Source organism: Afifella sp. IM 167 (genome assembly GCF_020144925.1).
Classification (GTDB): Bacteria; Pseudomonadota; Alphaproteobacteria; order Rhizobiales; family Afifellaceae; genus Afifella.
Map to the genome: position 1 here is coordinate 270,610 of NZ_NSLC01000001.1, position 25,684 is coordinate 296,293.

At 67.6% G+C, this 25,684-nt stretch carries 26 protein-coding genes and 1 tRNA gene; 20 read left to right on the plus strand and 7 right to left on the minus strand.

The window, feature by feature from the left end:
- Window positions 1-178 precede the first annotated feature (178 nt).
- From znuC to CLD20_RS01350, 3 genes are read left to right on the plus strand one after another with little or no spacing between them, the layout of a single operon-like run.
- A complete protein-coding gene (gene znuC, locus CLD20_RS01340; protein ID WP_304504340.1) occupies window positions 179-1,027 on the plus strand; it encodes a zinc ABC transporter ATP-binding protein ZnuC in 849 nt (282 codons plus the stop codon).
- Complete coding sequence (locus tag CLD20_RS01345; RefSeq protein WP_224404791.1) at window positions 1,020-1,838, plus strand: metal ABC transporter permease; 819 nt, start codon at window positions 1,020-1,022, stop codon at window positions 1,836-1,838. Before znuC ends, CLD20_RS01345 begins: the two co-directional genes overlap by 8 nt.
- Window positions 1,835-2,227, plus strand: a complete 393-nt coding sequence (locus CLD20_RS01350) for a Fur family transcriptional regulator (RefSeq protein WP_224404792.1) — start codon at window positions 1,835-1,837, stop codon at window positions 2,225-2,227. The genes CLD20_RS01345 and CLD20_RS01350 overlap by 4 nt, the downstream gene beginning before the upstream one ends.
- A gap of 15 nt (window positions 2,228-2,242) precedes the next feature.
- On the opposite strand, the gene CLD20_RS01355 is transcribed toward CLD20_RS01350, so the two are convergent.
- Window positions 2,243-3,028: a HugZ family protein gene (locus CLD20_RS01355; RefSeq protein WP_224404793.1), complete on the minus strand. Its 786-nt coding sequence runs from the start codon at window positions 3,026-3,028 to the stop codon at window positions 2,243-2,245.
- A 344-nt stretch (window positions 3,029-3,372) separates the two neighbouring features.
- Between CLD20_RS01355 and CLD20_RS01360 the strand changes: the two genes are divergently transcribed.
- The 9 genes from CLD20_RS01360 (at window position 3,373) to CLD20_RS01400 (ending at window position 13,326) form a co-directional block, all read left to right on the plus strand.
- Window positions 3,373-5,400: an FTR1 family protein gene (locus CLD20_RS01360; RefSeq protein WP_224404794.1), complete on the plus strand. Its 2,028-nt coding sequence runs from the start codon at window positions 3,373-3,375 to the stop codon at window positions 5,398-5,400.
- A gap of 85 nt (window positions 5,401-5,485) precedes the next feature.
- Entirely contained in the window at window positions 5,486-6,016 is a 531-nt protein-coding gene (locus tag CLD20_RS01365; protein ID WP_224404795.1) for an iron transporter, read from the plus strand.
- A gap of 55 nt (window positions 6,017-6,071) precedes the next feature.
- On the plus strand, window positions 6,072-7,553 hold the full coding sequence (locus tag CLD20_RS01370; protein WP_224404796.1) for a Fe-S-containing protein: 1,482 nt from the start codon (window positions 6,072-6,074) through the stop codon (window positions 7,551-7,553).
- 3 nt (window positions 7,554-7,556) lie between these two features.
- The gene (locus CLD20_RS01375) at window positions 7,557-8,867 is read left to right on the plus strand and encodes an ABC transporter permease (protein WP_224404797.1); all 1,311 of its coding nucleotides are present in this window, start codon (window positions 7,557-7,559) and stop codon (window positions 8,865-8,867) included.
- A 22-nt stretch (window positions 8,868-8,889) separates the two neighbouring features.
- Window positions 8,890-10,017 carry an ABC transporter permease gene (locus tag CLD20_RS01380; protein WP_224404798.1) on the plus strand — a complete coding sequence of 376 codons (1,128 nt, stop codon included), beginning with the start codon at window positions 8,890-8,892 and terminating at the stop codon, window positions 10,015-10,017.
- A gap of 2 nt (window positions 10,018-10,019) precedes the next feature.
- Window positions 10,020-10,742, plus strand: a complete 723-nt coding sequence (locus CLD20_RS01385) for an ABC transporter ATP-binding protein (protein ID WP_224404799.1) — start codon at window positions 10,020-10,022, stop codon at window positions 10,740-10,742.
- A gap of 1 nt (window position 10,743) precedes the next feature.
- On the plus strand, window positions 10,744-11,253 hold the full coding sequence (locus tag CLD20_RS01390; RefSeq protein WP_224404800.1) for a TlpA disulfide reductase family protein: 510 nt from the start codon (window positions 10,744-10,746) through the stop codon (window positions 11,251-11,253).
- A gap of 118 nt (window positions 11,254-11,371) precedes the next feature.
- Window positions 11,372-12,157 (plus strand): SDR family NAD(P)-dependent oxidoreductase, encoded by a 786-nt coding sequence (locus CLD20_RS01395; protein ID WP_224404801.1) that lies wholly within the window; start codon window positions 11,372-11,374, stop codon window positions 12,155-12,157.
- A gap of 122 nt (window positions 12,158-12,279) precedes the next feature.
- Entirely contained in the window at window positions 12,280-13,326 is a 1,047-nt protein-coding gene (locus CLD20_RS01400) for an aldo/keto reductase (protein WP_224404802.1), read from the plus strand.
- 180 nt (window positions 13,327-13,506) lie between these two features.
- Here CLD20_RS01400 and CLD20_RS01405 read toward each other — a convergent pair whose 3' ends face one another.
- Genes CLD20_RS01405 through CLD20_RS01415 form a run of 3 tightly spaced genes read right to left on the minus strand, consistent with a single transcriptional unit; the run spans window position 13,507 to window position 16,855 of the window.
- The gene (locus CLD20_RS01405) at window positions 13,507-14,721 is read right to left on the minus strand and encodes a cyclopropane-fatty-acyl-phospholipid synthase family protein (protein ID WP_224404803.1); all 1,215 of its coding nucleotides are present in this window, start codon (window positions 14,719-14,721) and stop codon (window positions 13,507-13,509) included.
- A 5-nt stretch (window positions 14,722-14,726) separates the two neighbouring features.
- Window positions 14,727-15,530, minus strand: coding sequence for a DUF1365 domain-containing protein (locus tag CLD20_RS01410; RefSeq protein WP_224404804.1), 804 nt, complete (start codon window positions 15,528-15,530; stop codon window positions 14,727-14,729).
- Window positions 15,527-16,855 carry an NAD(P)/FAD-dependent oxidoreductase gene (locus CLD20_RS01415; protein ID WP_224404805.1) on the minus strand — a complete coding sequence of 443 codons (1,329 nt, stop codon included), beginning with the start codon at window positions 16,853-16,855 and terminating at the stop codon, window positions 15,527-15,529. Before CLD20_RS01415 ends, CLD20_RS01410 begins: the two co-directional genes overlap by 4 nt.
- 218 nt (window positions 16,856-17,073) lie before the next feature.
- Here CLD20_RS01415 and CLD20_RS01420 point away from each other — a divergent pair, with 218 nt between their 5' ends.
- Complete coding sequence (locus tag CLD20_RS01420; RefSeq protein ID WP_224404806.1) at window positions 17,074-17,478, plus strand: DUF2177 family protein; 405 nt, start codon at window positions 17,074-17,076, stop codon at window positions 17,476-17,478.
- Here the strand turns inward: CLD20_RS01420 and CLD20_RS01425 are convergent.
- Window positions 17,468-18,361, minus strand: coding sequence for a LysR family transcriptional regulator (locus CLD20_RS01425; protein ID WP_224404807.1), 894 nt, complete (start codon window positions 18,359-18,361; stop codon window positions 17,468-17,470). The two genes, CLD20_RS01420 and CLD20_RS01425, sit on opposite strands and share 11 nt — an antisense overlap.
- A gap of 99 nt (window positions 18,362-18,460) precedes the next feature.
- Here CLD20_RS01425 and CLD20_RS01430 point away from each other — a divergent pair, with 99 nt between their 5' ends.
- Window positions 18,461-18,841, plus strand: a complete 381-nt coding sequence (locus tag CLD20_RS01430) for a tautomerase family protein (RefSeq protein ID WP_224404808.1) — start codon at window positions 18,461-18,463, stop codon at window positions 18,839-18,841.
- Here the strand turns inward: CLD20_RS01430 and CLD20_RS01435 are convergent.
- Both CLD20_RS01435 and CLD20_RS01440 read right to left on the minus strand, forming a co-directional pair.
- A complete protein-coding gene (locus tag CLD20_RS01435; RefSeq protein WP_224404809.1) occupies window positions 18,838-19,368 on the minus strand; it encodes an AAA family ATPase in 531 nt (176 codons plus the stop codon). The two genes, CLD20_RS01430 and CLD20_RS01435, sit on opposite strands and share 4 nt — an antisense overlap.
- Before the next feature lie 95 nt (window positions 19,369-19,463).
- Window positions 19,464-19,540 (minus strand) — tRNA-Arg (locus CLD20_RS01440).
- 435 nt (window positions 19,541-19,975) lie between these two features.
- On the opposite strand from CLD20_RS01440, the gene CLD20_RS01445 reads away from it, so the two are divergent.
- From CLD20_RS01445 to CLD20_RS01470, 6 genes are all read left to right on the plus strand, one after another.
- Window positions 19,976-21,109: a TRAP transporter substrate-binding protein gene (locus tag CLD20_RS01445; protein ID WP_224404810.1), complete on the plus strand. Its 1,134-nt coding sequence runs from the start codon at window positions 19,976-19,978 to the stop codon at window positions 21,107-21,109.
- A gap of 70 nt (window positions 21,110-21,179) precedes the next feature.
- On the plus strand, window positions 21,180-21,869 hold the full coding sequence (locus tag CLD20_RS01450; protein ID WP_224404811.1) for a TRAP transporter small permease subunit: 690 nt from the start codon (window positions 21,180-21,182) through the stop codon (window positions 21,867-21,869).
- A complete protein-coding gene (locus tag CLD20_RS01455; RefSeq protein ID WP_224404812.1) occupies window positions 21,866-23,284 on the plus strand; it encodes a TRAP transporter large permease subunit in 1,419 nt (472 codons plus the stop codon). Before CLD20_RS01450 ends, CLD20_RS01455 begins: the two co-directional genes overlap by 4 nt.
- A gap of 9 nt (window positions 23,285-23,293) precedes the next feature.
- On the plus strand, window positions 23,294-24,649 hold the full coding sequence (locus CLD20_RS01460; RefSeq protein ID WP_224404813.1) for an amidase: 1,356 nt from the start codon (window positions 23,294-23,296) through the stop codon (window positions 24,647-24,649).
- Window positions 24,646-24,864, plus strand: coding sequence for a hypothetical protein (locus CLD20_RS01465; protein ID WP_224404814.1), 219 nt, complete (start codon window positions 24,646-24,648; stop codon window positions 24,862-24,864). Before CLD20_RS01460 ends, CLD20_RS01465 begins: the two co-directional genes overlap by 4 nt.
- Window positions 24,821-25,636, plus strand: coding sequence for a thermonuclease family protein (locus CLD20_RS01470; RefSeq protein ID WP_224404815.1), 816 nt, complete (start codon window positions 24,821-24,823; stop codon window positions 25,634-25,636). The genes CLD20_RS01465 and CLD20_RS01470 overlap by 44 nt, the downstream gene beginning before the upstream one ends.
- Window positions 25,637-25,684: the final 48 nt, after the last annotated feature.

Here is a 25,684-nt window from a genome sequence, read left to right on the forward strand (position 1 = left end):
CGCCGCGCGTCCGCAGGGGCCCGAACCGCGCCCCGAACCGGGCCCGCCCGCGATCTGCCGTCGTCTTGTCCATCTTTTCACGCTCCGATATGTTATGACATTACATTTATGTTATGGTATAACGTTCGACATTGAGGGGCGCAAGAGCCAGAATGCGGGATACGAAAAGCGGGAATCGATGAGCGCGGCACGGATGGCACATACGGGCGAGACGCTGGTGGAGGCAGGCGGGCTCGGCGTCAGGCGCGGCGGCCGCTGGCTGGTGCGCGGCATCGACCTTGCCGTGCGCCGCGGCGAGATCGTCACCCTGATCGGCCCCAACGGCGGCGGCAAGAGCACCAGCGCCAAGGCGCTTCTCGGCATCGTGAAGCCGGACGAGGGCGAGGTGCGCCGCAAGCCCGGCCTCACCGTCGGCTATGTGCCGCAGCGCCTGGCGATCGACTGGACCATGCCGCTGACCGTCTCGCGCTTCATGTCGCTGACGAACAGCTTCGGCCGCCAGGAGATCGCCGCCGCCCTCGCCGAGACGGGCGTCGCCCATCTTGCCCGCGCGCCGCTGCAGGGCCTTTCGGGCGGCGAGTTCCAGCGCGTCCTCATCGCCCGCGCCATCGCCACGCGCCCCGATCTCCTCGTCCTCGACGAGCCGGTGCAGGGCGTCGATTTCACCGGCGAGGTCGCGGTCTACCGTTTGATCGGCGAGATCCGCGAACGGCTTTCCTGCGGTATCCTGCTGATCTCGCACGATCTGCATCTCGTCATGGCCGAGACCGACCGCGTCGTCTGCCTCAACGGCCATGTGTGCTGCTCCGGCTCGCCGGAGCTCGTCGCCGCCAGCGAAAGCTATCGCCGCCTCTTCGGCCCGCGCGCGGCCGAGACGCTGGCCGTCTACCGCCACCATCACGGCCACAGCCACGACATCCACGGCGATGTGGTGCCGCTGCCGGCGCGGACGGCCGAAGGCTCCGCCGGCGAGCCGCATGGCGAGCGTGCGGGGGACGAGGTGACGGGGGAAAAGCGCCATGCTTGACGACTTCTTCCTGCGCGCCCTCCTTGCCGGCATCGGCGTCGCCCTCGTCGCCGGCCCGCTCGGCTGCTTCGTCGTCTGGCGGCGCATGTCCTATTTCGGCGACACCATGGCCCATTCGGCCCTTTTGGGCGTCGCGCTCGCCATTCTCTTCGACATCAACCTCACCATCGGCGTCTTCGCCGTGGCGAGCCTCGCCTCGCTCGGCCTCCTCGCCCTGTCGCGCCGCGGCACCCTGCCGGCCGATGCCCTCCTCGGCATTCTCGCCCATTCCACGCTCGCCCTCGGCCTCGTGCTGATCGCCTTCATGACCTGGGTGCGCGTCGACCTCACCGGCTATCTCTTCGGCGACATTCTCGCCGTCTCGCGGCTCGACCTTGCCGTGATCTGGGGTGTCGGCGCGCTGGCGCTCGGCATTCTCATTCTCATCTGGCGTCCGCTTCTGGCCGGCTCCGTCAGCGAGGAGATCGCCGTCGCCGAGGGCCTTGCCGCCGAGCGGGCGCGCCTCGTCTTCATGCTCCTGATGGCCGGCATCATCGCCGCCGCCATGAAGATCGTCGGCGTCCTCCTCATCACCTCGCTTCTCATCATTCCGGCGGCGACGGCCCGCCGCTTCGCCCCGACCCCGGAGGCGATGGCCGTGCTGGCCTCGGCGATCGGCGTCGCGGCCGTCGTCGGCGGGCTCTTCGGCTCGCTGGAATTCGACACCCCGTCCGGCCCCTCGATCGTCGTCGCGGCCCTGATCGTCTTTCTTCTCAGCCTCCTCCCCCTGCCCTGGGCGAGGACGAAGACCGCCACGGAGGGCGGAAGATGAGCGAAACCCTGAACCTGACGCGCAACCAGGAGCTGGTGCTCAAGGCGCTGCTTCATTCGCAAGGCCCGCTCAGCGCCTACCAGATCCTCGACGAACTGCGCGGCGAGGGGCTGCGGGCGCCGCTGCAGATCTATCGCGCTCTCGACAAGCTGAGGGACAGGAAGCTCGTTCACCGCATCGAGACGCTGAATGCCTTCGTCGCCTGCTCCTGCCATGCCGATCACGCCGGCGAGACGGTGGCCTTCGCCATCTGCGAGGCCTGCGGCAAGGTCGAGGAATTCTCCGACGAGGCGCTGCAGAAGCGCATCGGCGCATGGACGCGCGAGCACGATTTTCTGCCGGCCCGCACCACGCTGGAGATCAAGGGGCTGTGCGCGGCCTGCCACTGACTGCGCGCGCGGCCGCTACTGCGCGGCGGCCTCCGCCTGCCGCGCCCGCGCTTCCTTGCTGAGTTCGACGAGGATCGGCCGGTAGCCTTCCACGCTCTCCACCACCTTCGGAAAGACGAGGCGCACGATGCTCTCCCCGGCGACGAGATCGAGGCCCTCCGGATCGAGCGTTGCGATCTGCCAGCCTTCGTCGGGCTCCTTCACCTTGCACAGGAACCGCGCATAGAGCGCGATCGCGTCGGCATGGTCGGCATTCATGTGGTTCACCGCCCCTTCCTCGAACGAAGCGAGCGCGGCGACCGGCCCCTCCGGCAGGAGAAGATCCTCCCGCTCCAGGAAAAAGGCCTTGCCGAAGCCACCGTTGAGGCTGGCGCGCTCGGGCTCGATGCGGAAGAAAGCGAAATCGCCGAAATCGACGTAGAGCGAGGCTTTCGGCTGGCGGGCCAGATAGCGGCGGCGGATCCGGGCGTATTCGTCCGTGTTCTTCCCGATCTGCCGCGCCCGGCCGATCAGCGTGAGGCGCGCATGGGCGAGCGGATCGCCCCTTCCCGGCTCGCCGACGAGCAGCGAGCATCGCGCATCGCCATCGAGCGCCAGCCGGTGCGTGGAGAGCTCCGAAATGAGGATGATCGGCGCGCCGTCCATGTCGGTTGCAAGCGCCGTGCGGCTCGCCAGCGGATGGCCGGTCTCCGGCTCGACCACCGCGAGAGCGCCGAAGCGCGCCGTGCGAACGAGGCGCCTTGCGAGCGCCCTCGCTTCTTCGTCCGCCCGCCGGACGATCTCCGCGCGATCCTTTGCCAAAGCTCACTCCCTGACCTGTGAAAGGGCGCGGGAACGGGTCCCCGCCGCCGCATCGGCACCGCTTCTAGGGCGCGCCGGCAGGCACGGCCAGAACGATGATGCAACACCGTCCTGCAGAACCGCGCATGTGGCTTCAACACGCGAATCGGGAAAGTCCACCCGACTCAAGAGGGCAGCCGTAAGCGACTAGAATCATTCCAGATTATAGAAAGCCCAATGTACAATTTGTCACCCCCCGCAATGTTGACTCTCAAAGTCAAGTAGGAATACCCCAACTCCAGCACAGAGGAGACTGGGGTCCCATGGCGTCCACGCCGAACCACCCTTCACAGGCGGATGTTTTGTTGCGCGCGGCCCACCTTGGGGCCGCGCCGCTCGGCAGCGGGAAAAGTCGGACCAGCCCCCCGTTCCGGCTTTTCCTTGCTGCCGCCCTCTCGCTCTGTCTCCTGGCGCTATCGGCGCCGTTCTTCTCCGTTTCGGCCGACAGCCTCGACTACCGCCGCCTCGCCGACGAGGTGGAATCGCGTCTGGCAAGGGCCGCCGAGGCCTATTCGGCCGGCGACGCGGAAACCGCGAAGGATCTCGTCCAGGGAGCCTATTTCGAGATCTTCGAGAACCTCGAAGGCCCGATCCGGGTCAATGTCTCGGCCGCCAAGAGCTACGAACTGGAGGCCGAATTCGGCGATATCCGCAAGGCGATGATCGACGGCGCGCCGGCCGAGGCCATCAAGGCACGCATCGATGCCCAGATCGCCGCCATCGAGGAGGTCGTGCCGGTGCTGGAAGAGGGCTTCCAGATCAAGGCGGAGCCCTCCGCGGCGGCTGCCCCCGACACCGGCAGCACCGCCGCCGCCAACGCTGCCACGGCCAGTTCCGCCCCCGCCGCCGCGCCGAAGTCGATCGAGCCCTACTGGCAGGACGCGCTTGCCGAAATCGAAACGAAGATGTCGGACGCCGCCGGCGCCTACGAGGCCGGCCGCGCCGAGGAGGCAAGCCGCCTCGTCCTCGACGCGCAGTTCTCCGGCTACAAGAACTCCCTGATGGAGACGGCGGTCCGCCGCCAGCTCTCCGCCAGCCAGGATTCGGCCATCAACGCCGAATTCGCCCGCATCAACCGCCTCATCGCCGACGGCAAGCCGGCCCGCATGGTTCGCGCTTCCGGCGACGTCCTCGTCTCGGAGATCGAGGATCTTCTGCCCGGTCTTCCTCTGCCGGAAGGGGCAAAGGCCCGGGCGGACGCGGCCGAGAAGACCACGAGCGACTGGTCCGCCACGGCCGACAAGGTGGACACCGAGCTCACGGCCGCCATCGATCTTTACCGGGACGGGGACACCGCCGGCGCGATCCGCCATGTGCAGAACACCTATTTCGACGTCTTCGAGGCCTCCGGCATGGAGGCGGCCGTCGGCGCCCGCGACACGACGATGAAGACGACGCTGGAGGGCCATTTCACCCGCCTCGCCGGTGCCATGAAGCAGGGCGCGGACGCCTCCGCGCTCGAGGACGAACTCTCCGCCACGCGCGCCGATCTCGCCGCGGCCGTCGCCAGGCTCGGCGGCGGCACGGGGGATTCGCCGACGACGCTCTTCATCTACGCCCTGACGATCATCCTGCGCGAAGGCTTCGAGGCGATGCTCGTCGTCACCGCCATGCTCACCTACCTGGAGCGTATCGGCCACGGCGAGAAGCGCCGCGTCATCTACAATTCCGTCCTCGTCGCGCTCGTCGCCAGCGTGGCAACCGCGGTTCTGCTCGACTGGGTCTTCGAAGTGACGCCCGCCCGGCGGGAGGTGCTGGAAGGCGCCACGATGCTGGCGGCCGCCGTCATCCTCTTCACCATGAGCTACTGGCTGATTTCCAAGGCCGAGGCGCAGAAGTGGATGGCCTACATCAAGGGCAAGGTCGGCGGCTCGCTCTCCACCGGCTCGCTGACCGCGCTCTGGCTCGCCGGCTTCCTCGCCGTCTACCGCGAGGGCGCCGAGACCGTGCTCTTCTACAAGGCGCTCTCCGTCGAGGCCGATACGGCGGGCGGCACGGGCATCGCCGCCGGCTTCGCGCTCGGCGCGGCCCTTCTCGTCGTCGTCTACCTCGTCATGCGCTACGGCGCGATGCGCCTGCCGATCCGCCCCTTCTTCTTCGGCACGGGCGCCCTTCTCTACTACCTCGCCTTCGTCTTCTCCGGCAAAGGCGTCATGGAGCTGATCGAGGGCAAGGTGATCTCGCCGACCCTCCTGACCGGCATGCCGGAGATCCCGCTCCTCGGCATCTTCCCCTATGTGGAGACGCTCGCCCCGCAGCTCGTCCTCATCCTCGCCGCGCTCGCGGCGATCCCGATCGCGCGCCGCTCCGGCAGGCCCGCTCATGCCGCCTGAGCGCCGCGCAACCGAATTCCGCACCGGGCCACGGCCGGGCCTCGTGCGGCATGACCCCCCAACCACCCAAAAGGAGAACCGGCCAATGAAAGTCATTCCCGCTACGATTGCATCCCTCGCCCTTGCCGCCACGGCGGCAAGCCCCGCCTTCGCGGAATTCAAGGAATTCCCGGCGGGCGAATCCACGGAAATGGGTTCGATGGAAATCGCGGCGGTGTATCTGACCCCGATCGACATGGAGCCGCGCGGCATCGACCTTCCCGCCGCCCAGGCGGACGTGCACCTGGAAGCCGACATCCATGCCACGAAGGGCAACCCCAACGGCTTCGGCGCCGGCGAATGGGTCCCGTATCTCACGATCTCCTATCGTCTGGAGAACACCGATACCGGCAAGGTCATCAGCGGCAACCTGATGCCGATGGTCGCCGTCGACGGGCCGCATTACGGCTCCAACATCAAGATGGCGGGTCCGGGCAACTATCACCTGACCTACCATATCGATCCGCCGTCCCGTCAGGGCTTCGGCCGCCACACCGACGCCGACAGCGGCGTCGGCGCCTGGTTCGAGCCTTTCGACGTCGACTTCAACTTCAGCTACGTGCCGATCAAGGACTAGCTCCAGCCTCGCGGGTCGCCTCCGGGCGGCCCGCCCATCCGCTAGAGGGAGAACATTGAGCTTTTATCTCGCCGACGGTTTCCGCGCCTTTGCGCCTGCCACCTTCCTCCTGGCGCTCCTTGCCGGGCTGATCGTGGCCGTGGCGGATCGACGGGGAAGGTCCGAGGGCCTCGCAGCACGCCTTTCCCTCATCGCCGCCTTTGGCCTTTTGGCGGGTTCGGCGGCGGGCGTCACGGCCTATGCCTGGAGCGGCGAGGCGGCGAGCGTCACGGAAATCCGCATGTTCGCCGAAGCCACCGCGCTCGGCGCGGCGCTCCTGGCGCTTCTCGCCGCCTTCGCGCTCCGCTTCGCCGGCGCCGTGCTCCTCGGTCAGCTCGTCTTCGCGCTCTTTTCCCTCGTGCTTTTCGCCCAGGCGGGGATCGCCTTCTCCGACGCCGTCACCGCCCATTCGCTGACGGCGACATCGGTCCTCAACACCGAGCTCATTCTCAACGTCTTCGCCATCGCGCTGACGGCCTTCGCGCTCGCCGGCCTTGCCGCCGCCACGAGCCACGTCGCGCGCCGCCTGCCCCTCGCCGCGCTCCTCACCTTCGTGCTCGCCATTGTCGTGGAGGCGCTCGTCTGGGCCGGCGACGTCACCCTCGGCCTCCTGCAGGTCGGCTGGCTCGAAGTCACCTCGGGCCGCGTCTCGCTTGTCGCCAAGGCCGATTACTATTCCGATGCGGCGATCTATGCCGAGCTCGTCCTCGGCCTCGCCCTCGCCGCCCTCTTCCTGATGCGCAGCCCGCCTGCCAGACGGCTCTCCGAGGAGACCGCCGGCAGCGCCCGCACCGAGGGGCGCAAGGCCCTTGCCTTTTCGCTCGGCGAGCGGCGCTGGTTCCGCGGCCTTGCCGCCTCGCTGGCCTTCGTCGCGGGCTCCATGCTCTATTACGACCTCTACGCCGCCCAGCCGCCCGCCCTCTCGCCGGCCGAACCGGTCGAGGTCGCCGCCGACGGCTATCTGAGGATTCCGGTCGAGACGGTAAGCGACGGCACCCTTCACCGCTTCGCCTACGTCACCTCCGACGGCCACCGCGTCCGTTTCTTCCTCATCAACCGCTTCGATGCCGACCATGTCGCCATCGGCGTCGTCTTCGACGCCTGCATGATCTGCGGCGACGACGGCTATATCCAGCGCGGCAACGAGATCATCTGCATCGCCTGCAACGTGCGCATCTTCCAGCCCTCGATCGGCAAGCCAGGCGGCTGCAATCCGATCCCGATGAAGCATGCGGTGGAGGATGGCCGGATCGTCATCGCAAAGGCCGAGCTCGAAAAGGGCTCTCGCCTCTTCACCGAGCTCGTCGAAATCGAGGTGGCCGATCCGGTCACGGGCGAGACGCTGATCAACACCCGCGCCCCCTATTCGACCGAGTTCGAGGGCCGCACCTATTATTTCTCCGGCCGCGATTCCTACGATACGTTCCGCGCCGACCCGCAGAAATTCGCCGCCGAGCCGCTCGCGCCGGCCGCCGTCCACTGGGACCCGGAGGTCTAGACGATGTTTTCTCGCCTCCTCACCCAGTCCTTCCGCCGCGACTGGCGCCGCAAGCTCCTCGCGATCCTCACCATCGCGCTGGCGACGACGCTGATGACGGCGCTCGCCTCGCTCTCCATCGACGTCGGCGACAAGATGGCACGCGAGATGAAGGCCTACGGCTCCAACATCCATGTCGTGCCGAAATCGGAATCGATCCCGCTCGTCATCGGCGGCGTCGACTACAACCCCCTGACGGGCCGTGACTTCCTCCAGGAGGCGGACCTGCCGAAGATCAAGGACATCTTCTGGCGCAACAACATCACCGGCCTGTCGCCCTTCCTGCCGGTCAAGGTCGCCATGACCCGCGCCGGCGACGGCGGCGACACCGGGTCCGAAGTGCAGCTCCTCGGCACCTACTTCAAGAAGCCGATCAAGGTGGAGGGCTCGGAAGATTTCATGACGGGCGTCACCACCACCAACGCCTTCTGGCGCATCGACGGCGCCTGGCCCGCCGAAGGCGCGCTTGATGAGGTCGCGGTCGGCGAGGGCCTTGCCCGCAATCGCGCCATCGCGGCGGGCGACACGCTGAGCCTCGCCGCCCAGGATGGCGGCGCGCCGCGAAAGGTGACGGTGACCGGCATCGTGACGGCCGGCGGTGCCGAGGACGGCCAGATCCTCGCCCCGCTCGCTCTCGCCCAGGACCTTTCCGGCCATGTCGGCAAGGTCGCCTCCGTCGACGTCACGGCGCTCACCATCCCGGAAAACGACCTTTCCCGCCGCGCCCGCCACGACCCGTCCGGCCTCGACGCGGAGGAATACGACACCTGGTATTGCAGCGCCTATGTGAGCGCCATCGTCCACCAGATCGAAGAGGCGCTGCCCGACGCCTCGGCGCGGCCCATCTGGCAGGTCGCCGATTCGGAAGGCGTCGTCATCGGCAAGATCCAGCTCCTCATGCTTGTCGTCGCGCTCGCCGCCTTCGCCTCCTCGGCGATGGTGATTTCCTCGCTGCTCAACACGGCGGTGATGGAGCGCAGCCGCGAGATCGGCCTGATGAAGGCGCTCGGCGCCTCGCGCGCCGCCATCCTCGCCCTCTTCGTCGGCGAAGCGGTCGTCATCGGCATCATCGGCGGGCTGATCGGCGCGGCCATCGGCGCCGGCCTCGCCCAGGTGATCGGCGTCACCGTCTTCGGCTCGGCGATCGCCTTCCCGGCCATCGTCATCCTGGTCGTCGTCGTCGGCTCCGTCCTCATCGCACTGGCCGGCTCCATCCTGCCCTCGCGCACCATCGCCGGGCTCGCACCCGTGGAGACCCTCTATGGCCGCCGCTGAGAAGATGCCCCGGAGCGGGGGTATGGGCCTCCGCCTCCTCTTCAAGGCGCTGACCATGCGCCGCGGCCGGGTGCTGGCCGCCGTTGCGGCGATTGCCGTCGGCGCGGCCGTCATCTCGGCCCTGTCGAGCCTTTATTTCGACGTCAGCGCCAAGATGAGCCGCGAGCTGCGCGCCTACGGCGCCAACGTCATCCTCGCCCCGACGGACCCGACGGGCGACAAGACCTTCTCCGCCGAGACCTATCGCAAGGCGGTGGTCGCCCTGCCGGCGGACAAGCTCGTCGCCGCCTCGCCCTTCCTTTACGGCGTCGTCAGTACCGGCGAGCGCGAGGCGGTGCTGGCCGGGCTCGATTTTTCCGGCGCGCGCGCCCTTTCGCCCTACTGGCAGGTGGAAGGCGCCTGGATCGGCGTCGATTTCGACGACCGCAACGCCATGATCGGCACGCGCCTTGCTGCGGCCCTGGAGCTGGAGCCGGGCGATTCCCTCACCATCGCCGGCAAGGATACGGGCGAGAGCGTGGAACTGACGATCAAGGGCGTCGTGGAAACCGGCGAGGCGGAGGACGACCAGATCCTGGTCAACCGCTCGCTCGCCGAACGCCTCCTCGGCATGTCCGGCAAGGTCAATCTCGGCATGCTCTCCGTCGCTGCCGAGGGCGAGGAGGCCGACGCCATCGCTGCGCGCCTCTCTGCGGCCTTCCCGGAGCTGGCCGTCCGGCCCATTCGCCAGGTCTCGCAGTCGGACGGCGCCCTCCTCGACAAGATCAAGGTGCTGATGGCCTTCGTCGCGGGCATCATCCTCGTCATCACGGCACTCTGCGTGAACACCACGCTGACGGCGATGATCGTGGAGCGCAGCCGCGAGATCGGCCTTGAAAAGGCGCTCGGCGCCGATGACGGGGCGATCCTGCGCCAGTTTCTCGCCGAGACGCTGGCGCTCGCCCTCCTCGGCACGCTGATCGGCCTCGTCCTCGGCTTCGGCCTTGCCCAGCTTCTCGGCCAGGCGGTGTTCTCCACCGCCATTTCCTTCCGGGCCATTGTCCTGCCGGAGACGCTTCTCGTCTGCCTGGCAGCGGCGCTTCTGGCCGCCATCGTTCCCATCCGCCGTGCGGTGCGCATCGTCCCCGCACAGGTTCTCAAGGGAGAATAGCCATGCTCCAAGGATCGATCGAGACATACGAGGAGTTCGAGGTCTCCGACCCCGAAAAGCCCCGCGCCGTGATCGAGACGAAGGGGCTGACGAAGTCCTTCGGCGCCCTGAAGGCGCTCGACGGCATCGACCTCGTCATCCGCGAAGGTGAGTTCGTCTCCGTCATGGGCCCTTCCGGCTCGGGCAAGACGACCTTCCTCAACATCATTTCCTGCCTCGATCGCTCGAGCGCCGGCACTTACCTCCTCGACGGTATCGACGTCTCCACCATGCGCGAGAAGGAGCGGGCCGTGATCCGCCGCGAGCGCATCGGCCTCGTCTTCCAACAGTTCCACCTGATCCCGTATCTCTCGGCGCTGGAGAACGTCATGCTCGCCCAGCACTATCACAGCGTCGTCGATACCCATGGCGCGCGCGCGGCGCTGGCGCGGGTCGGTCTCGCCGAGCGCGAGGCGCATCTGCCCTCGCAGCTTTCCGGCGGTGAGCAGCAGCGCGTCTGCATCGCCCGCGCCCTCATCAACGAACCCTCGATGATCCTCGCCGACGAGCCGACCGGCAATCTGGACGCAGAGAACGAGCGCCTCGTCATGGAGCTTCTGGCGACCCTCCACCGCGAAGGCCGTACCATCGTCCTCGTCACCCACAATCCCGACCTTGCCGAAAGGACGGATCGCACCATCCGCTTCGAGCACGGCCGGCGCGTCGACAATTCCGGCAGGCTCTGAGATGCGCCCCTTCCTCCCGTTCCTCGCGCTCGCGCTTCTCCTCGGCCTTGCCGGCTGCAAGGAGACGGCGGCGACGGCCGAGAAGGGCGAGGCCGCCCCGGCGCTCGCCGCGCTCGACGAGGCCAAGGACGTGGTCGACCTCTCCGCCTATCGCGGCAAGGTCGTCCTCCTCAATTTCTGGCGCGCCGAATGCGGGCCGTGCCTGCGCGAAATGCCGGAGCACGAGGAGGTCTACCAGGCGCTGAAGGATCGCGGCTTTGAGATTCTCGCCATCAATGCCGGCCAGAGCGAGACGGTGGTGCGCGGCGCCGGCCGCCGCCTCGGCGTCACCTATCCACTGCTCTCCGACGAGCTGGAGATCACCGCAAGGCGCTACCGCGTCGTCGCCGTGCCGACTTTGGTGCTGATCGACCAGCAGGGCGTGGTGCGCGAATGGCGGCCCGGCCCGATGCCGGCGGACGAACTGGAGGAGAAGGTCGTGGCGCTCCTCGGCGAAGGCGCCAGCTCCTGAGCTCCCCCGTGGGAGCCTGATGCGGGTGTCGCGCGACCCCTGCAGCCATTGCCCTTCCCCGGCCCTGCAACAGGTTCAGCTCTGAACGGCAGCCGCAAAGCCGCCGCAAGGAGAACCCATGCAAGCCGAAGCCCCGACCTCACCTGCCGCAAAGCGCGCCTGGATCACCGGCGGCTCGACAGGCATCGGCCGCGCCCTGGCGCTCAGGCTCGCCCGGGATGGCTGGCAGGTCGCCGTCAGCGCCCGCAGCGCCGACAAGCTGGAGGCGCTGGCGAAAGAGGCGGAGCCGCTTTCCGGCGCGATCCGCGCCTTTCCGCTCGACGTGACGGATGCCGAAGCCACCGCGCGCGCCTTTGAGAGCGTCGAGGCCGCGCTCGGCCCGCTCGACCTCGTCTTCCTCAATGCCGGCACCTTTTCGCCCTTCTCCGGCAAGGAGTTTTCCGTCGAGGCCTTCCGCCACACGATGGAGGTCAACGTCATGGGCACCGTCCATGGCCTCGGCCCCGTCATCCCGCGCTTTCTGGAACGTGGCGCCGGCCATATCGCCGTCGTCGCCTCCGTCGCCGGCTATGCCGGCCTGCCGCGTGCCGCCGCCTACGGCGCTTCCAAGGCCGCCCTCATCAACATGTGCGAGGCGCTGCGCCCCGACCTCGGCAGCAGGGGCGTCACCCTCAGCCTCGTCAATCCTGGCTTCGTCGACACCCCGATGACGGAGAAGAACGATTTCCCGATGCCCTTCATCATCCCGGTCGACAAGGCGGTCGACGCCATCATGGACGGGCTGGACAAGAAGCATTTCGAGATCGTCTTCCCCTGGCAGATGCGGCTGTCGATGAAGCTCTTCCGCCTCCTGCCCTATCCGCTCTATTTTGCCCTCACCCGCCAGATGCTGCGCAAGCGATAACGGCCGCCGGAAGGCACCCTGAAGCCAGCGCAGAGCTGCCATCCATTGGAAGCCCCCGCCGCGCCGTCCTATGTGCCGGGGCGAGGCACCCGAAGAGATTTGAGAACGAGACAGGAGAAAAGATGAGCCATCCAGAAAGCTCCTCCCTCCCGACGCGGCCTTTCGGCCGCACCGATATGGAGATCACCCGCGTCGGCTTCGGCGCCTGGGCCATCGGCGGCCCGGACTGGGCCGTCGGCTGGGGCGCGCAGGACGATTCAGAATCCGTTGCCGCCATCCGCCACGCCGTCGAGCGCGGCATCAACTGGATCGATACCGCCGCCATCTATGGTCTCGGCCATTCCGAAGAGGTGGTGAGGAAGGCGCTGGCCGAGATTCCGCAGGCCGAGCGCCCCTACGTCTTCACCAAATGCGGCCTCACATGGGACGAGGAAAACCCGAAGGCCATGCCGCAGCGTATCGGCGCCGCGAAGAGCATTCGCGGCGAGGTCGAGGCATCCTTGAAGCGGCTCGGCGTGGAGCGCATCGACCTTTACCAGATGCATTGGCCGGCCGAGGACGGCACGCCCGTCGAGGAGTACTGGCAGACGCTGCTGGACCTCAAGGCCGAGGGCAAGGTGCGGGCCGTCGGCCTTTCCAACCACAACGCCGCCCAGCTCGAAACCGCCGAGAAGCTCGGCCATGTCGATACCCTGCAGCCGCCCTTCTCCGCCATCAAGCGCGAGGTCGCGGCGGCCGAGCTTCCCTGGTGCGAGGCGCATGGAACGGGCGTCATCGTCTATTCGCCGATGCAGTCCGGCCTCCTCACGGGCCGTTTCTCCAGGGAGCGGGCCGAGAAGCTGCCTTCCGACGACTGGCGCTCGCGCGCAGCCGAGTTCACCGGCGAAAATCTCGACCGCAACCTGAAGCTCGCCAGAGCGCTTGAGCCGATCGCCGAGCGCCACAGCACCAGCGTGCCCGCCGTCGCGGTCGCCTGGACGCTTGCCTGGCCGGCCGTCACCGGCGCCATCGTCGGCGCGCGCAATCCCGGTCAGGTCGATGGCTGGCTCGACGCGGCCACGCTCGAGCTCTCGCCGGCCGACATCGCCGAGATCGCCGGCGCCATCGTCGCGACGGGCGCGGGCAAGGGCCCGACGGCCCCGAGTGGGGAAATGCGGGCAACCGGCTGAACGCGGTCTTCGCGAAGGAAAGGGGCGCGGCGCGGCCGCGCCTTTTTTTGCGGCCGCCGCCAGGCTCGGCGCGCGACGAGGATCCGGCTCGCCGCCGCGCCGAAGCGAAGGGCGAGCACACCGATCATCTGCCCCGCCTTTGCCGGGCACGGCCAGATACGATGGCGCGGGGCGCCTGATCTAGCCGCGTTCCAGCACGAACTGGCCGACATCGACGCGGCCGGAGGAAAAGCCCGTCGCGCAATAATTGAGATAATAGCGCCACAGCCGGCGGAAGCGCGCATCGAAGCCGAGCTTCTCGATTTCCGGCCAGCGCGCCAGGAACGCCTTCTCCCAGCGCATCAGCGTCTCGGCATAGTCGTGGCCGAAGAAGAAGGCATCGGCGAGGAAGAAGCCCGTCGCCCTCGCCTTCGCCTCGAAGGCCTCGCGCGAGGGCAGCATGCCGCCCGGGAAGACGTAGCGCTGGATGAAGTCGGCCCGCCGCCGGTAGCGCTCGAAGCGCCCGTGGTCGAGCGTGATCGTCTGGATCAGAGCGCGCCCGCCCGCCTTCAGCCGGCGATCGAGCACGGCGAAATAATCCGGCCAGTGCGCCTCGCCGACCGCCTCGAACATCTCGATGGAGACGATCTTGTCGTAGTGCCCGCCCGCGTCGCGGTAGTCTTCGAGGCGGATCTCGGCGCGCTCGGCAAGGCCGGCATCGCCGAGCCGCGTACGGGCATATTCGGCCTGTCGCGCCGACAGGGTGAGACCGGTGACATGGCAGCCGATGCCGGCCGCGTATTCGGCAAAGCCGCCCCAGCCGCAGCCGATTTCGAGCACGCTCTCGCCCGCCTTCAGCTCCAGCATTTCGGCGATGCGGGCATATTTCGCCGTCTGCGCGGCCTGCAGCGACATGTCGGGCTGGGTAAACAGCGCCGCCGAATAGGTCATCGATGGATCGAGCCAGGCAGCGTAGAATTCGTTGCCGAGGTCGTAATGCGCCGCGATGTTGCGCCGGCTGCCGGCGCGGGTATTGGCGCGTCTGGCATGCCGGAGCCGGTCGGCGCCTTCCTTCAGCCGGGCGAGCGCCAGCGCCGCTCCACCTTCCGGCTCGTTGACCATGGCAAATTCCAGGAAGGCCGGAAGGTCGGGCGAGGACCACTCGCCGGCGATGTAGGATTCGGCAAGACCCATCCCGCCGCCGGCAATCAGCCGGGCGACGAGCCGGCCGCTGTGAATGTGGATCGCCGCCGATGGCCCGGCCTCGCGCCCGCAGCTGCGGAAGATTCGCCCGTCCGGAAAATGGACTGCGAGCTCGCCCTTGGCGATACCGGAAGCGATGAGCCGCGCCAGAGGCTGCCAGGCCGGCTCCAGGAGGCGCCGGCGCGCTGCGGTTCGTTCCCCGGCATGACTCATGACGCTTATTCCCCCTGTCCGGCCGACTTTGCGCCCACGGGCGTGACGATCGTCGTTGCAATCCGCTCCGCCGCCGGAAGGTGCCGGAACACCGGCACGCCCTTCCACCAAAGGCGCAGCGCTTCGAAATGGATCGCACCGATCACCTTCAGCGTCATCAGTGGATAACCGAAAAGCGCGCGCATCAGCACACCGTCGCGCATCTCCCGCCGCTCCCCGGAAAAGGCAGCGACGAGGAGCGGTCCTTCCGCGTCCTCCTCGCCGATGCGGATCGTCACGCGCTCGCCCGGCGGCTCGATGCGGAAGCGGTAGTGGCACTCCATCGGGATGAAGGGCGAGACGTAGAGGAGCTTGTCGCATTCCTGCTCGATCGCCGGCCCGGCCCCCTCCTCCACCGGGATGACGTAGGTGCGTCTTTCCCCGAAAGTGTTGGAGACCTCGTAGAGGATGCCGGAAAGCCGGCCCGAGGCCGCGTGGCAGAAATAGACCGTCAGCGGGTTGAAGACGAAGCCGAAGAGGCGCGGATAGGCGAGGACGCGCACCGGCCCGCCCCCTTCGATGCCGGCCTCGGCAAGGTTCGCGTCGACCCACGCCCGCAGCTCTCCGGGCCGGCCGTTGCCGTGGTCGCGGTCGAGGAAGCTGATCGCCGCGCGCCGGTTGTGGCCGAAGAGCCGGAGCTTGCGGTCGAGCTCCGGCAGCTCGTCGAGATCGAGCAGCAACGAGAAGACTCGGTAGCTCAGCCGGTGGCGGCGCGGCTTCAGCCGGCTGTGCACCACCTTGCCGGCATAAAGGGCGGAAGCGTGTTTCATTCCGCCGCCAGAAGATGCGGCGCAAGGCTGATCCGGCCGGATTCCTCGGCGACGCTCCACGGCCGGCGCACGCCGCCCGCCGCCTCGGCCGCCGCCAGCCCCGCCTGCAGCGCGTCCTCGTGAAAGCCATAGCCGAAATACGAACCGGCGAAGAAGGTCCGCCGCCTTCCCTGCAGACGCCACAGGCTCGCCTGCGCCCCGATCGCCGGCGCGTCGAAGATCGGATGCGTGTAGGTGAACTCGGCGATCGTCTTTTCCGCCTCCACCGGTTTCGGTGGATTGAGGCTGAGGAAGAGCGGGTGGCGCGGATCGATATTCTGCAGCCGGTTCATCCAGTAGGTGACGGAAAGCGGCTTGTCCTCGTGCCCGCCGGTATCGCCGATGACGTTCCAGCTCGACCAGACGCGCCGCCGCTTCGGCATCAGCCTCTCGTCGCTGTGCAGCACCGCCCGGTTCTGCGAATACCGGAAGGCGCTGAGCCCCGTCCATTCCGTGGCGTCGGCGTCGCCAAGCAGCGCCAGCGCCTGGTCGGCATGGGTGGCGATCACGACCTCCGAGAAGCGGTCGGCATGGCCCCCCGCATCGGTCACCGTCACCCCGTCCTCCTCGCGGGTGACGCGCGCCACCGGCGCCCCGGCGCGCAGCTCCGCGCTGCAATCGGCGAGCATACGCTCCACATAGCGCCGACTGCCCCCCGAAACCGTGCGCCAGCGCGGCCGCCGCGAAAGCAGCAGCAGGCCGTGGCTGTGAAAGAAGCGCACGAAGGCGAGGGCTGGAAAGGCCCGGATCTCCGCCGCGCTCGCCGACCAGATGGCGCCCGCCATCGGCAGGAGGTGATCCTCGATGAAGGCGGGGCCGTAGCCGCCCTCCTCGAGATACTCGCCGAGCGTCAGCGCCTCGCTGCGACCGGCGCCGAGGAGGGCAGGCGCCTCGCGGTAAAAGCGCATCAGATCCTTCACCATCCCCCAGAAGCGCGGGCTCACGACATTGCCGCGCCGGCCGATCAGGCCGTTGATCCCGGTGCCGGAATATTCCACACGTCCGTTGTCCAGCGATACGGCGAGCGACATGTCGGAGGCCTCGGTGGCGACGCCGAGATGGGAAAAGAGCGCCACGAGGTTCGGGTAATTCGTCTCGTTGTAGACGATGAAGCCGGTATCGACCGCGAGCCCCTTTTCGGGAACGTCGACGGTGTTGCTGTGCCCGCCCGGGCGCGGCTCGGCCTCGTAGAGCACAACCTCGTGCCGCCCGGAAAGCAGCCAGGCGGCCGAAAGGCCCGCAATGCCGGAGCCGATGACGGCGATCCTCCGTCCCGGTTCTTCCATACCCGCTTTATCCATTCCTCGATTGCCCCCTGGCAGACTAACTATCGCCCTTGATACGGAGGGAAAGCCGCTTCGGATTGCGGGGCGACCGATTTTTCGGTCCCCGGGCCCCGAGATCCGCGCTTTTGCCGCGCGCGGGCGCGTGGCGCCCCTCGCCGAATCGAATGCGCAACCTATAACCCGTCGGCATGCGATTGGCGCATGAGGAGGAAAGCCGGATGCCGCAGACGATCGTCGCCTATCTTTCGACCGCCATCGTCTTCTTCGGTCTCGACTTCGTCTGGCTGAGCGTGATGGGCGGCACCTTCTATCGCTCCGCCCTCGGCGAGATGATGGCCGACAAGCCGAACCTTCCCGTCGCCGGGGTCTTCTATCTCGTCTATGTCGCGGGCCTCGTCTATTTCGCCGTCTCGCCGGCGCTCGCCTCCGGCTCCTGGACGACGGCGCTCATCGCCGGCGCCGTCCTCGGCTTCGTCGCCTACGGCACCTACGACATCACCAATCTCGCCACTTTGCGCAACTGGCCCGTCTCCGTCACCGTGGTCGACCTTGCCTGGGGCACCTGCGTCACCGGCTTTTCGGCGACGATGGGCTATCTCATCACGCGCTGGATCAGCGGCTAGGCCGCGCCGCGGGGCACATCTGCCCAAAGGCCTCAAGCAGCGCCTCACGCAGCGCTCCGGATTCCGGAGGCCCGTCGAGCATCCGCCCGTCACGCATCCGGAGGACGACGCGCGTTGCCGGCAGCGCCGGCAGGCCCACCTCCGGCCCGAGGATCTCGCACCCCTGGGGCACGTTGCGCGCTTCCAGGCACGCCACGCCGAGACCGGCCGAGACCGCCGCCTGCACGGCCGCCACGCCCGTCCCGACGAAGGCAGTGCGCCAGGCAATCCCGGTCGCGGAGAGGGCGCCGATGGCGATCTCTCGGATATCGCAGGGCGCCGACAGCGCCACCAGCGGCAGGGACTCTCCCCGCGCCGGCACGAGGCCCGCTGACGAGGTCCAGACGAGCCGGTCGGCAAGGAGGAAGACGTCGCTCTCCTCCTCGGCATCCGGCCGCCCGATGACCGCCTCGAAGCGGCCGGCGGCGAAGTCGCGAAAAAGCCCGGCCGATCGTCCGACCGTCACGGAAGGAGCGATCTCCGGCAGCCGCTGGCGCATTCCGGCGAGGAGTTGCGGCAACAGCGCCCCGGCGGCATGGTCGCTGACGCCGAGATCGAAGGAGCGCGGTGCGCCGCCCCTCATCCGCAGCACCGCCTCGTCGTTGAGGACCAGAATGCGCCGCGCATCCTCCAGAAACTCCGCCCCGGCCTGCGTCAAGGCGACGGAGCGTGGCGTGCGCTCCATCAATCTCCTGCCGAGCCGCTCCTCCAGCTTCCGGATACGCACGCTGACCGTCGACTGCGTCGCACCGAGCGCGTTGCCGGCCGCCGTGAAGCTTTTCGTGTCGGCGGCAAGCACGAAGGCCCTCAGGCAGTCGAGGTCAAGAGCTGGCAGTCCGATCATTTGCAATCCAAATTTCAGAAATAGCACAAATTCATTTTGTAAATCATAGATCGCTGCCTAGCCTTCGCCAAGCTCGATGAAGCCGGAAGGAGAGGAACGATGCCGGTAACGCGGATCGCGATACGGGCGGGCAAGCCCGCCACCTACAGAAAGGCGCTGATGCACGAGGTTTACGAGGCGATGCGCGACGTCTTCGGCGTACCGGAGGACGATTTCTTCATGGCGCTGTCCGAGCACGAGGAGGACACGCTCCTGTTCGGCCGCTCCTATCTCGGCATCGAGCGCTCGGACGATTTCGTCCTCATCCAGATCACCGCCAGCAACACCCGCAGCGAGGAGGTGAAGAAGGCGCTCTACCGGCGCATCGCCGAGCGGCTTTCCGCCTCGCCCGGCATCCGCGGCGAGGACGTCTTCGTCAATCTGGTGGAAGTGACCAAGGCGAACTGGTCGTTCGGACGCGGCGAGGCGCAACTGATCTAGCCGGCGAGCACGTCGAAAACGAAGTCTGCCCGCTCCGCAGGGCTGCTTTTCGGCAGGAGGACGACCTCATAACCGAAGCGCGGATAGGCCGCGTGGAGCCTGCCGTATTCCTCCACCGCTTCTTTCAGCCCGTGGCGCCGCTCGGCATCGCCGACGAAGATCTCCGGCCAGGGCGGGGCGAGAAAGATGCGCCGGTGATAGCGGTGCGACTGCACGGCCGGCTCGGCGCCCTGCCTCCCTGTCGCCGCGGCAAGCGCTGCGGCGGCATCGACGATCCCACGATCGAAGAACACCCAGCCCTCGCCGCGCGGCGCAGCCTCATGGTCGGCACGGGCGAGCTCCAGCGCGCACCGGGCAAAGCCTTCTGGATCCTGCCAGGGAAGCGCGGAGCCGCCGCGGGCGAGCTCGGCCTGCACGACCCGTCGCCCAGGCTCCTCCACCACCGCGTGCCCGCGGCGCGCAAGCTCTGCAAGCAGGGTCGATTTCCCGCCTCCCGAACAGCCGGAGATGACGACGAAGGTTTCCATGGACGGCACAGCACACGAAAAGAACCGGAAAGGGCGGCGACATGCGCGCCGATCGGAGATGCAGCGGAATGTGTCCGCTCTTCTGAACCAAGCCTTGGTGACCCCGACAGGATTCGAACCTGTGACCCTCAGATTAGGAATCTGATGCTCTATCCTGCTGAGCTACGGGGCCGCACCGCGAAGGCGGCCTGAGCGCGGCGGCGCTCCGGCGGGGCATCCGTCCCGCCACGGCGAAAATACCTATCCGCTCGGGCGGGGTCGGGCAAGTCCCGCTGCGGTCGCGCCGCCCCCAAGCCGCGCGACAACCCCGCGCCCCTTTTCCGAGCCGGCCCCCTCGTCCGCATCTCTCTGCCGGCGATACCCCGGCAGGCCGGCAGGCAAGTTTCGGCCCGCCTGGCGCCGGCCTTCTTCCCGAAAGAACGCCGTGATCCGTTGAATATTCGCTCTCCCGCGCCTTGCCGAATTCTCCCCGATCACCGTCCCGTGAGCGTTCATCCGACTGTTTGCGCAGCGTTTTGCTTGTATTCTTTCCGACAAGCGGCTCAGATGGCGAGGCAACAAAAGAGCCCACAAAGAGGGGCGATAAAATCCACCGGGAGAAAACGAAATGTCCGAGACAAAGAATCCTGTATCGCGCCGCTCTTTCCTCAAGGTCGGCACGATTGCTGCCGGCTCTGCCGCCGGCGCGCTGGCTGCACCTGCGATCGTCTCCGCCCAGGATACGATGACGCTGAAGATGCAGTCTTCCTGGCCGGCTTCCGACATTTTCCAGGACATGGCCAAGCAATATGCCGACCGCGTCGAGGCGATGTCCGGCGGAAGACTGAAGATCGACCTTCTGCCCGCCGGCGCCGTCGTGCAAGCGTTCCAGGTCCAGGATGCGGTGGCCGACGGCGTCATCGACGCGGCCCATACGGTCACGGCCTACTGGTACGGCAAGAACAAGGCCGCCTCGCTCTTCGGCACGGGTCCCGTCTTCGGCGCCGATGCCGGCCAGATTCTCGCCTGGATCCATTTCGGCGGCGGCAAGGACCTTTATCGCGAGCTCGTCCAGGACATTCTCGGCCTCAACGTCGTCGGCTTCTTCGCCCTGCCGATGCCGACCCAGCCCCTCGGCTGGTTCAAGGAAGAGATCACCTCCGCCGATCAGATGAAGGGCCTCAAATACCGCACCGTCGGCCTTGCTACCGACATCATGCAGGGCATGGGACTTTCGGTGACCCAGCTTCCCGGCGGCGAGATCGTGCCGGCGCTGGAGCGCGGCGTCATCGAGGCCTTCGAGTTCAACAACCCGACCTCCGACAGCCGCTTCGGCGCCCAGGACGTCTCCAAGGTCTACATGCTCGGCTCCTACCACCAGGCCGCCGAGTTCTTCGAGATCATCGTCAACAAGGACCTCTATGACGGGCTCGATCCGGACCTGCAGGCGATCCTGGAATACGGGGCGGAAGCGGCGAACACGGCCAATTACGGCCTCGCCATGGACCAGTATTCCAAGGACCTGCAGAAGCTCATCAACGAGGACGGGGTCAACGTCTACCGCACGCCGCAATCGGTCATGGCCGCCCAGCTGGAATCCTGGGACACGGTGCTCGCCGACCTCACCCAGGATGAGTTCTTCGGCAAGGTGGTCGACAGCCAGAAGGCATGGTCGGAGCGCGTGGCCTTCTACGCCCTGACCAACCAGGCCGACTACAAGCTCGCCTACGAGCATTACTTCCCGGGCAAGCTCGCCTTCTGATCGCCACGCGGAGAGCGGCCGGGCGCATCCCCGGCCGTCCTCCCCCCTCCCCTCGGGCACCGGTTTTCTGATGGAAGCCTACATCCGCTTCGCCGACAAGGTTTCCGCCTGGTTCGGCAAGGCCTTTGCCTGGTCGATCCTCGTCATGACCTTCGGCGTCGGCTACGAGGTCTTCGTGCGCTATGTCCTGCGCGACCCGACCAGCTGGGCCTTCGACATCTCCTACATGATGTACGGCGCGCTCTTCATGATGGGCGGCGCCTACACGCTGTCGCGCGACGGGCATGTGCGCGGCGACGTCGTCTACCGCCTCTGGCGGCCGCGCACCCAGGCGACCGTCGAGCTCGTCCTTTATTTCCTCTTCTTCTTCCCCGGCATCCTCGCGCTGATCTTCTCGGGCTGGAAATACGCCTCGCGCTCCATCGGCTATCTGGAAGTCTCCGTCATGAGCCCGGCCAACGTGCCGATCTTCCAGTTCAAGCTGATCATCGTGGCGGCGGGCATCCTTCTCTTCATCCAGGGCATCGCGCAGGTGTTCCGCTGCATCCTGTGCATCAGGCGCGGTTACTGGCCGCAGGCCGAGAGCGACGTGGAGGAGCTGGAGACGCAGCTCATCAAGCAGCACGAGCGCGAGATCCTGCATCACGGCGGCGAGGCGATCGATATCGTCCTGCCCGCCCATCACACGGCCGGGGAGTTCACCGGGCGCGAGGAGGCCGCCGACAGGCCGCGCGGCGGCGGCACGGGCGAAAACCGATGACCGACCCGCAAGTCGCCGTCGCCATGCTCGGCATCTTCATCTTCACCATCATGCTGGGCTTTCCGATCGCCTTCACGCTGATGGCTCTGGGGGTCGGCTTCGGCTACTACGCCTACTTCGACGCCGACCGGCAATGGCGCGCCTTCAACCGTGCGGTGGAAAGCGGGGCCGACCTCTTCACCCAGGCCGAGACCTGGGTGGGCGGCTTCCTCAACAACCGGATCTTCGATCTTTTCGTCAACCAGACCTATTCGGTCATGTCGAACGACGTTTTGACCGCGGTGCCGCTCTTTCTCTTCATGGGCTACATCGTGGAGCGGGCGAACATCGTCGACCGGCTCTTCTCCACCCTGCAGATCGCCGCGCGCCGCGTGCCGGGCTCCATGGCCGTGGCCGCGCTCATTACCTGCGCGCTCTTTGCCACCGCCACCGGCATCGTCGGCGCGGTCGTCACGCTGATGGGCCTCCTCGCCTTTCCGGCGATGCTGAACGCCCGCTACAATACGAGCTTCGCCTCGGGCGTCATCTGCGCCGGCGGCACGCTCGGCATCCTGATCCCGCCCTCCATCATGCTGATCGTCTATGCGGCGACCTCGGGCGTCTCCATCGTGCGCCTTTACGCCGGCGCGCTGTTGCCCGGCTTGATGCTGGCGGGCCTTTACGTCGTCTACGTCATCGGCCGCGCCTGGTTAAACCCGAAGATCGCCCCGCGCCCGCCGCGCGACGAGAACGCCGTCTCCGGCCTTGCCCTCGTCTGGCTTCTCGTCACCTCCTTCTTCCCGCTGGCGGTCCTCATCCTCTCCGTCCTCGGCGCCATCCTCTTCGGCCTCGCCACGCCCTCCGAGGCGGCGGCCGTCGGCGCCATCGGCGGCCTCGTCCTGGCCGCCGCCTACCGCGCCCTCACCTGGCAGCGGCTGCAGGAATCCGTCTATCTGACAGTCCGCACCTCGGCGATGGTCTGCTGGCTCTTCGTCGGCTCCTGGACTTTTTCCTCCGTCTTTTCCTATCTCGGCGGCGAGAAGGTCATCACCGATTTCGTCACCGGCCTCGACATCTCGCCTATCGTCTTCCTGATCCTGGCGCAGATCATCATTTTCCTGCTCGGCTGGCCGCTGGAATGGTCGGAGATCATCATCATCTTCGTGCCGATCTTCCTGCCGCTCCTGCCGCATTTCGGCATCGACCCGCTGTTCTTCGGCATCCTGGTGGCCCTGAACCTGCAGACCTCGTTCCTGACGCCGCCCATGGCGATGTCGGCCTATTACCTGAAGGGCATCGCCCCGCCCTTCGTGCAGCTCGTGGATATCTTCAGGGGCTGCATGCCCTTCCTGTCGATGGTGATCCTGGCGATGATCCTGATTTATGTCTTCCCGGAGATCGTCTACTGGCTGCCGAACCTCGTTTACGGGCGCTAGGGAGAGACTATGAAAGCCGCAAAGCCGCTGAGCGCCGTCGAAACCAGGGATGCCATCGCCCGCGGCGAGGTGAGCGCGGCAGAAGTCGCCGAGGCGTATCTTGCCCGCATCGCCGAGCGCGAGGACGAGATCGGCGCCTTCGCCTTCATCGACCCGGACTATGTCCGCGCGCAGGCCGCCCGCCTCGACGAATGGCGCAAGACGGGCCGTCCGCTCGGCCGCCTGCATGGCCTGCCGGTCGGGCTGAAGGACATCATCGACACCGCCGACATGCCGACCGAGAACGGCACAATGCTCGATGCCGGCCGCCGTCCGCGCCAGGATTCCTTCGTTGCCGCGCGCCTGCGCGCCGAGGGCGCCGTTATCCTCGGCAAGACGGCGACGACCGAGCTCGCCTTCCTCTCCCCCGCGAAGACGAAGAACCCGCACGATCCGGGCCGCACGCCCGGCGGCTCCTCCTCCGGCTCGGCCGCCGCCGTGGCAGCCGGCATGGCGCCGCTCGCCGTCGGCACCCAGACCAACGGCTCCATGATCCGCCCGGCTGCCTTCTGCGGCGTCGTCGGCTTCAAGCCCGGCCTCGGCGTCATTCCGCGCACCGGCGTCGTCGTCCAGGCCGAATGCCTCGACACGCTCGGCGTCTTCGCCCGCTCCGTGCCGGATGCCGCGCTCCTCGCCGAGGCGCTGCAGGGCTACGATCCCGGCGATCCCGAAACCCGCCCCACGGCGCACGACCCGATGCTCGCCGCCGCGCTCTCCCAGCCGCCCGTGAAGCCCCAGTTCGCTTTCGTGAAGACGCCGGTCTGGAACGAAGCGGCGCCCGACACCCAGGCCGCGATCGGCGAGCTCGCCTCCCTTCTCGGCGATCAATGCGACGAGGTGGAGCTGCCCTCCGAGTTTCTCAACGCCCACCCCGCCCATCGCCGCATCATGCTGGCGGGCTTTGCGCGCAGCCTGCGCCCCTGGGCCGAGCGCGGCTGGGAACAGCTGAGCCCGCAGATGCGCGAGGCGATCGCCGAGGGCCGTGAGGTGAAGGCCGCCGACTATCTCGCCGCGCTCGACTGGCGCAAGGTCCTCAATGCCGGGCTCGACGCCATCTTCGCCCGCTATGACGCCATCCTGACACCCGCCGCGCCGGGCGAGGCGCCCGAGGGGCTTTCCGCTACCGGCGATCCGATGTTCTCGACCATCTGGTCGCTCTGCGGCGTGCCGGCGATCACCCTGCCCCTCGCCGAAGGCGCGAATGGCATGCCGCTCGGCATGCAGCTGGTCGGCGCGCGCGGACAGGACGGGCGGCTCCTGAGGACGGCGCGCTGGCTGATGGAGCGGGTCGCGGCGGAGCCTCACATGGAGATCGCGGCGCAATGAGCACCTGGACCGACAGGATCATCGCCTTCCTCGCGCTGGCCTGCTTCGCCGCCTTCCTCTTCATCGTCGCCTGGTGGGTACGCGAGCCGGACCTCATCCTCGTCCTCCTCGTCGTCGTCGCCATGATCGCGTATGATTTCTGGATCCATCCCTGGCGGAGCCGGCGCGCCATTGCCCGAGAGCGCAAAGAGACCCTCCCGCCGAACGGCGCCTAGCCTCTATCTGGCGGCGGCGCTCCTTCTCTTTTCGCGCGCCTGCCTTGCCGCCGGCCCTTCCTGCACGGGCGAAGACGGCGAGCTCCTGGCTGCGCCGATCGCCGAGGATTTCCGCACGGTCGCCGCGCAGGAGCGGCGTTTCGTGCCGGCCGGCATCGCCCCGCCCTCCCTGCTCGATCCCGAGGCGCAGGACCTCGACGACATGGCGCTGGAGGCGATCTCCGCCTTCCTCGCGCGGGCCGAGATCCGGCTCACTCTCCTCTCCGAAAAAGCCGATCGCTATGGCAGGCGGCCGGCGCTTTTCTTCGCGCAGGGCAGGCTTCTTCAGGAGGAGCTTCTGGAGCGCGGCCTTGCCGTCGCCCTGCCCGTCGATCTCGGCGGGCGGCAGGAAAGCTGCGCGCGGCTTTTCCTTGCCGCGGAGGATCGCGCGCGGCGGGCGGCACGCGGCCTTTGGGCCAGGCCGCAAATAGTTCTAAATGCCCACGCGCCCGACGCGCTTTCGTCACAATATGGCCGTTACGTCGTCGTCGCGGGAACGATCATTTCCGTTGGGAACCGGCCCACTCGTACCTATCTGGACTTTGGCCGCATCTGGTCACGCGACTTCACGGCGGAGATTGCCGCCGAGCGCCGCGACGCCTTCGGAGGCGAAGCAGGCATCGAAAGGCTCGCGGGCCGAAAGGTGCGGCTCAGGGGATTCCTTGCCGAGAGGTCGGGCCCGATGCTGGAACTTGCGGCGCCCTGGCAACTGGAGATCGTCCCCGGGGATTGAGCCTGGAGGAATTGGCACGAGAATGCGGCGGGAAGCCTTGATTTGCGC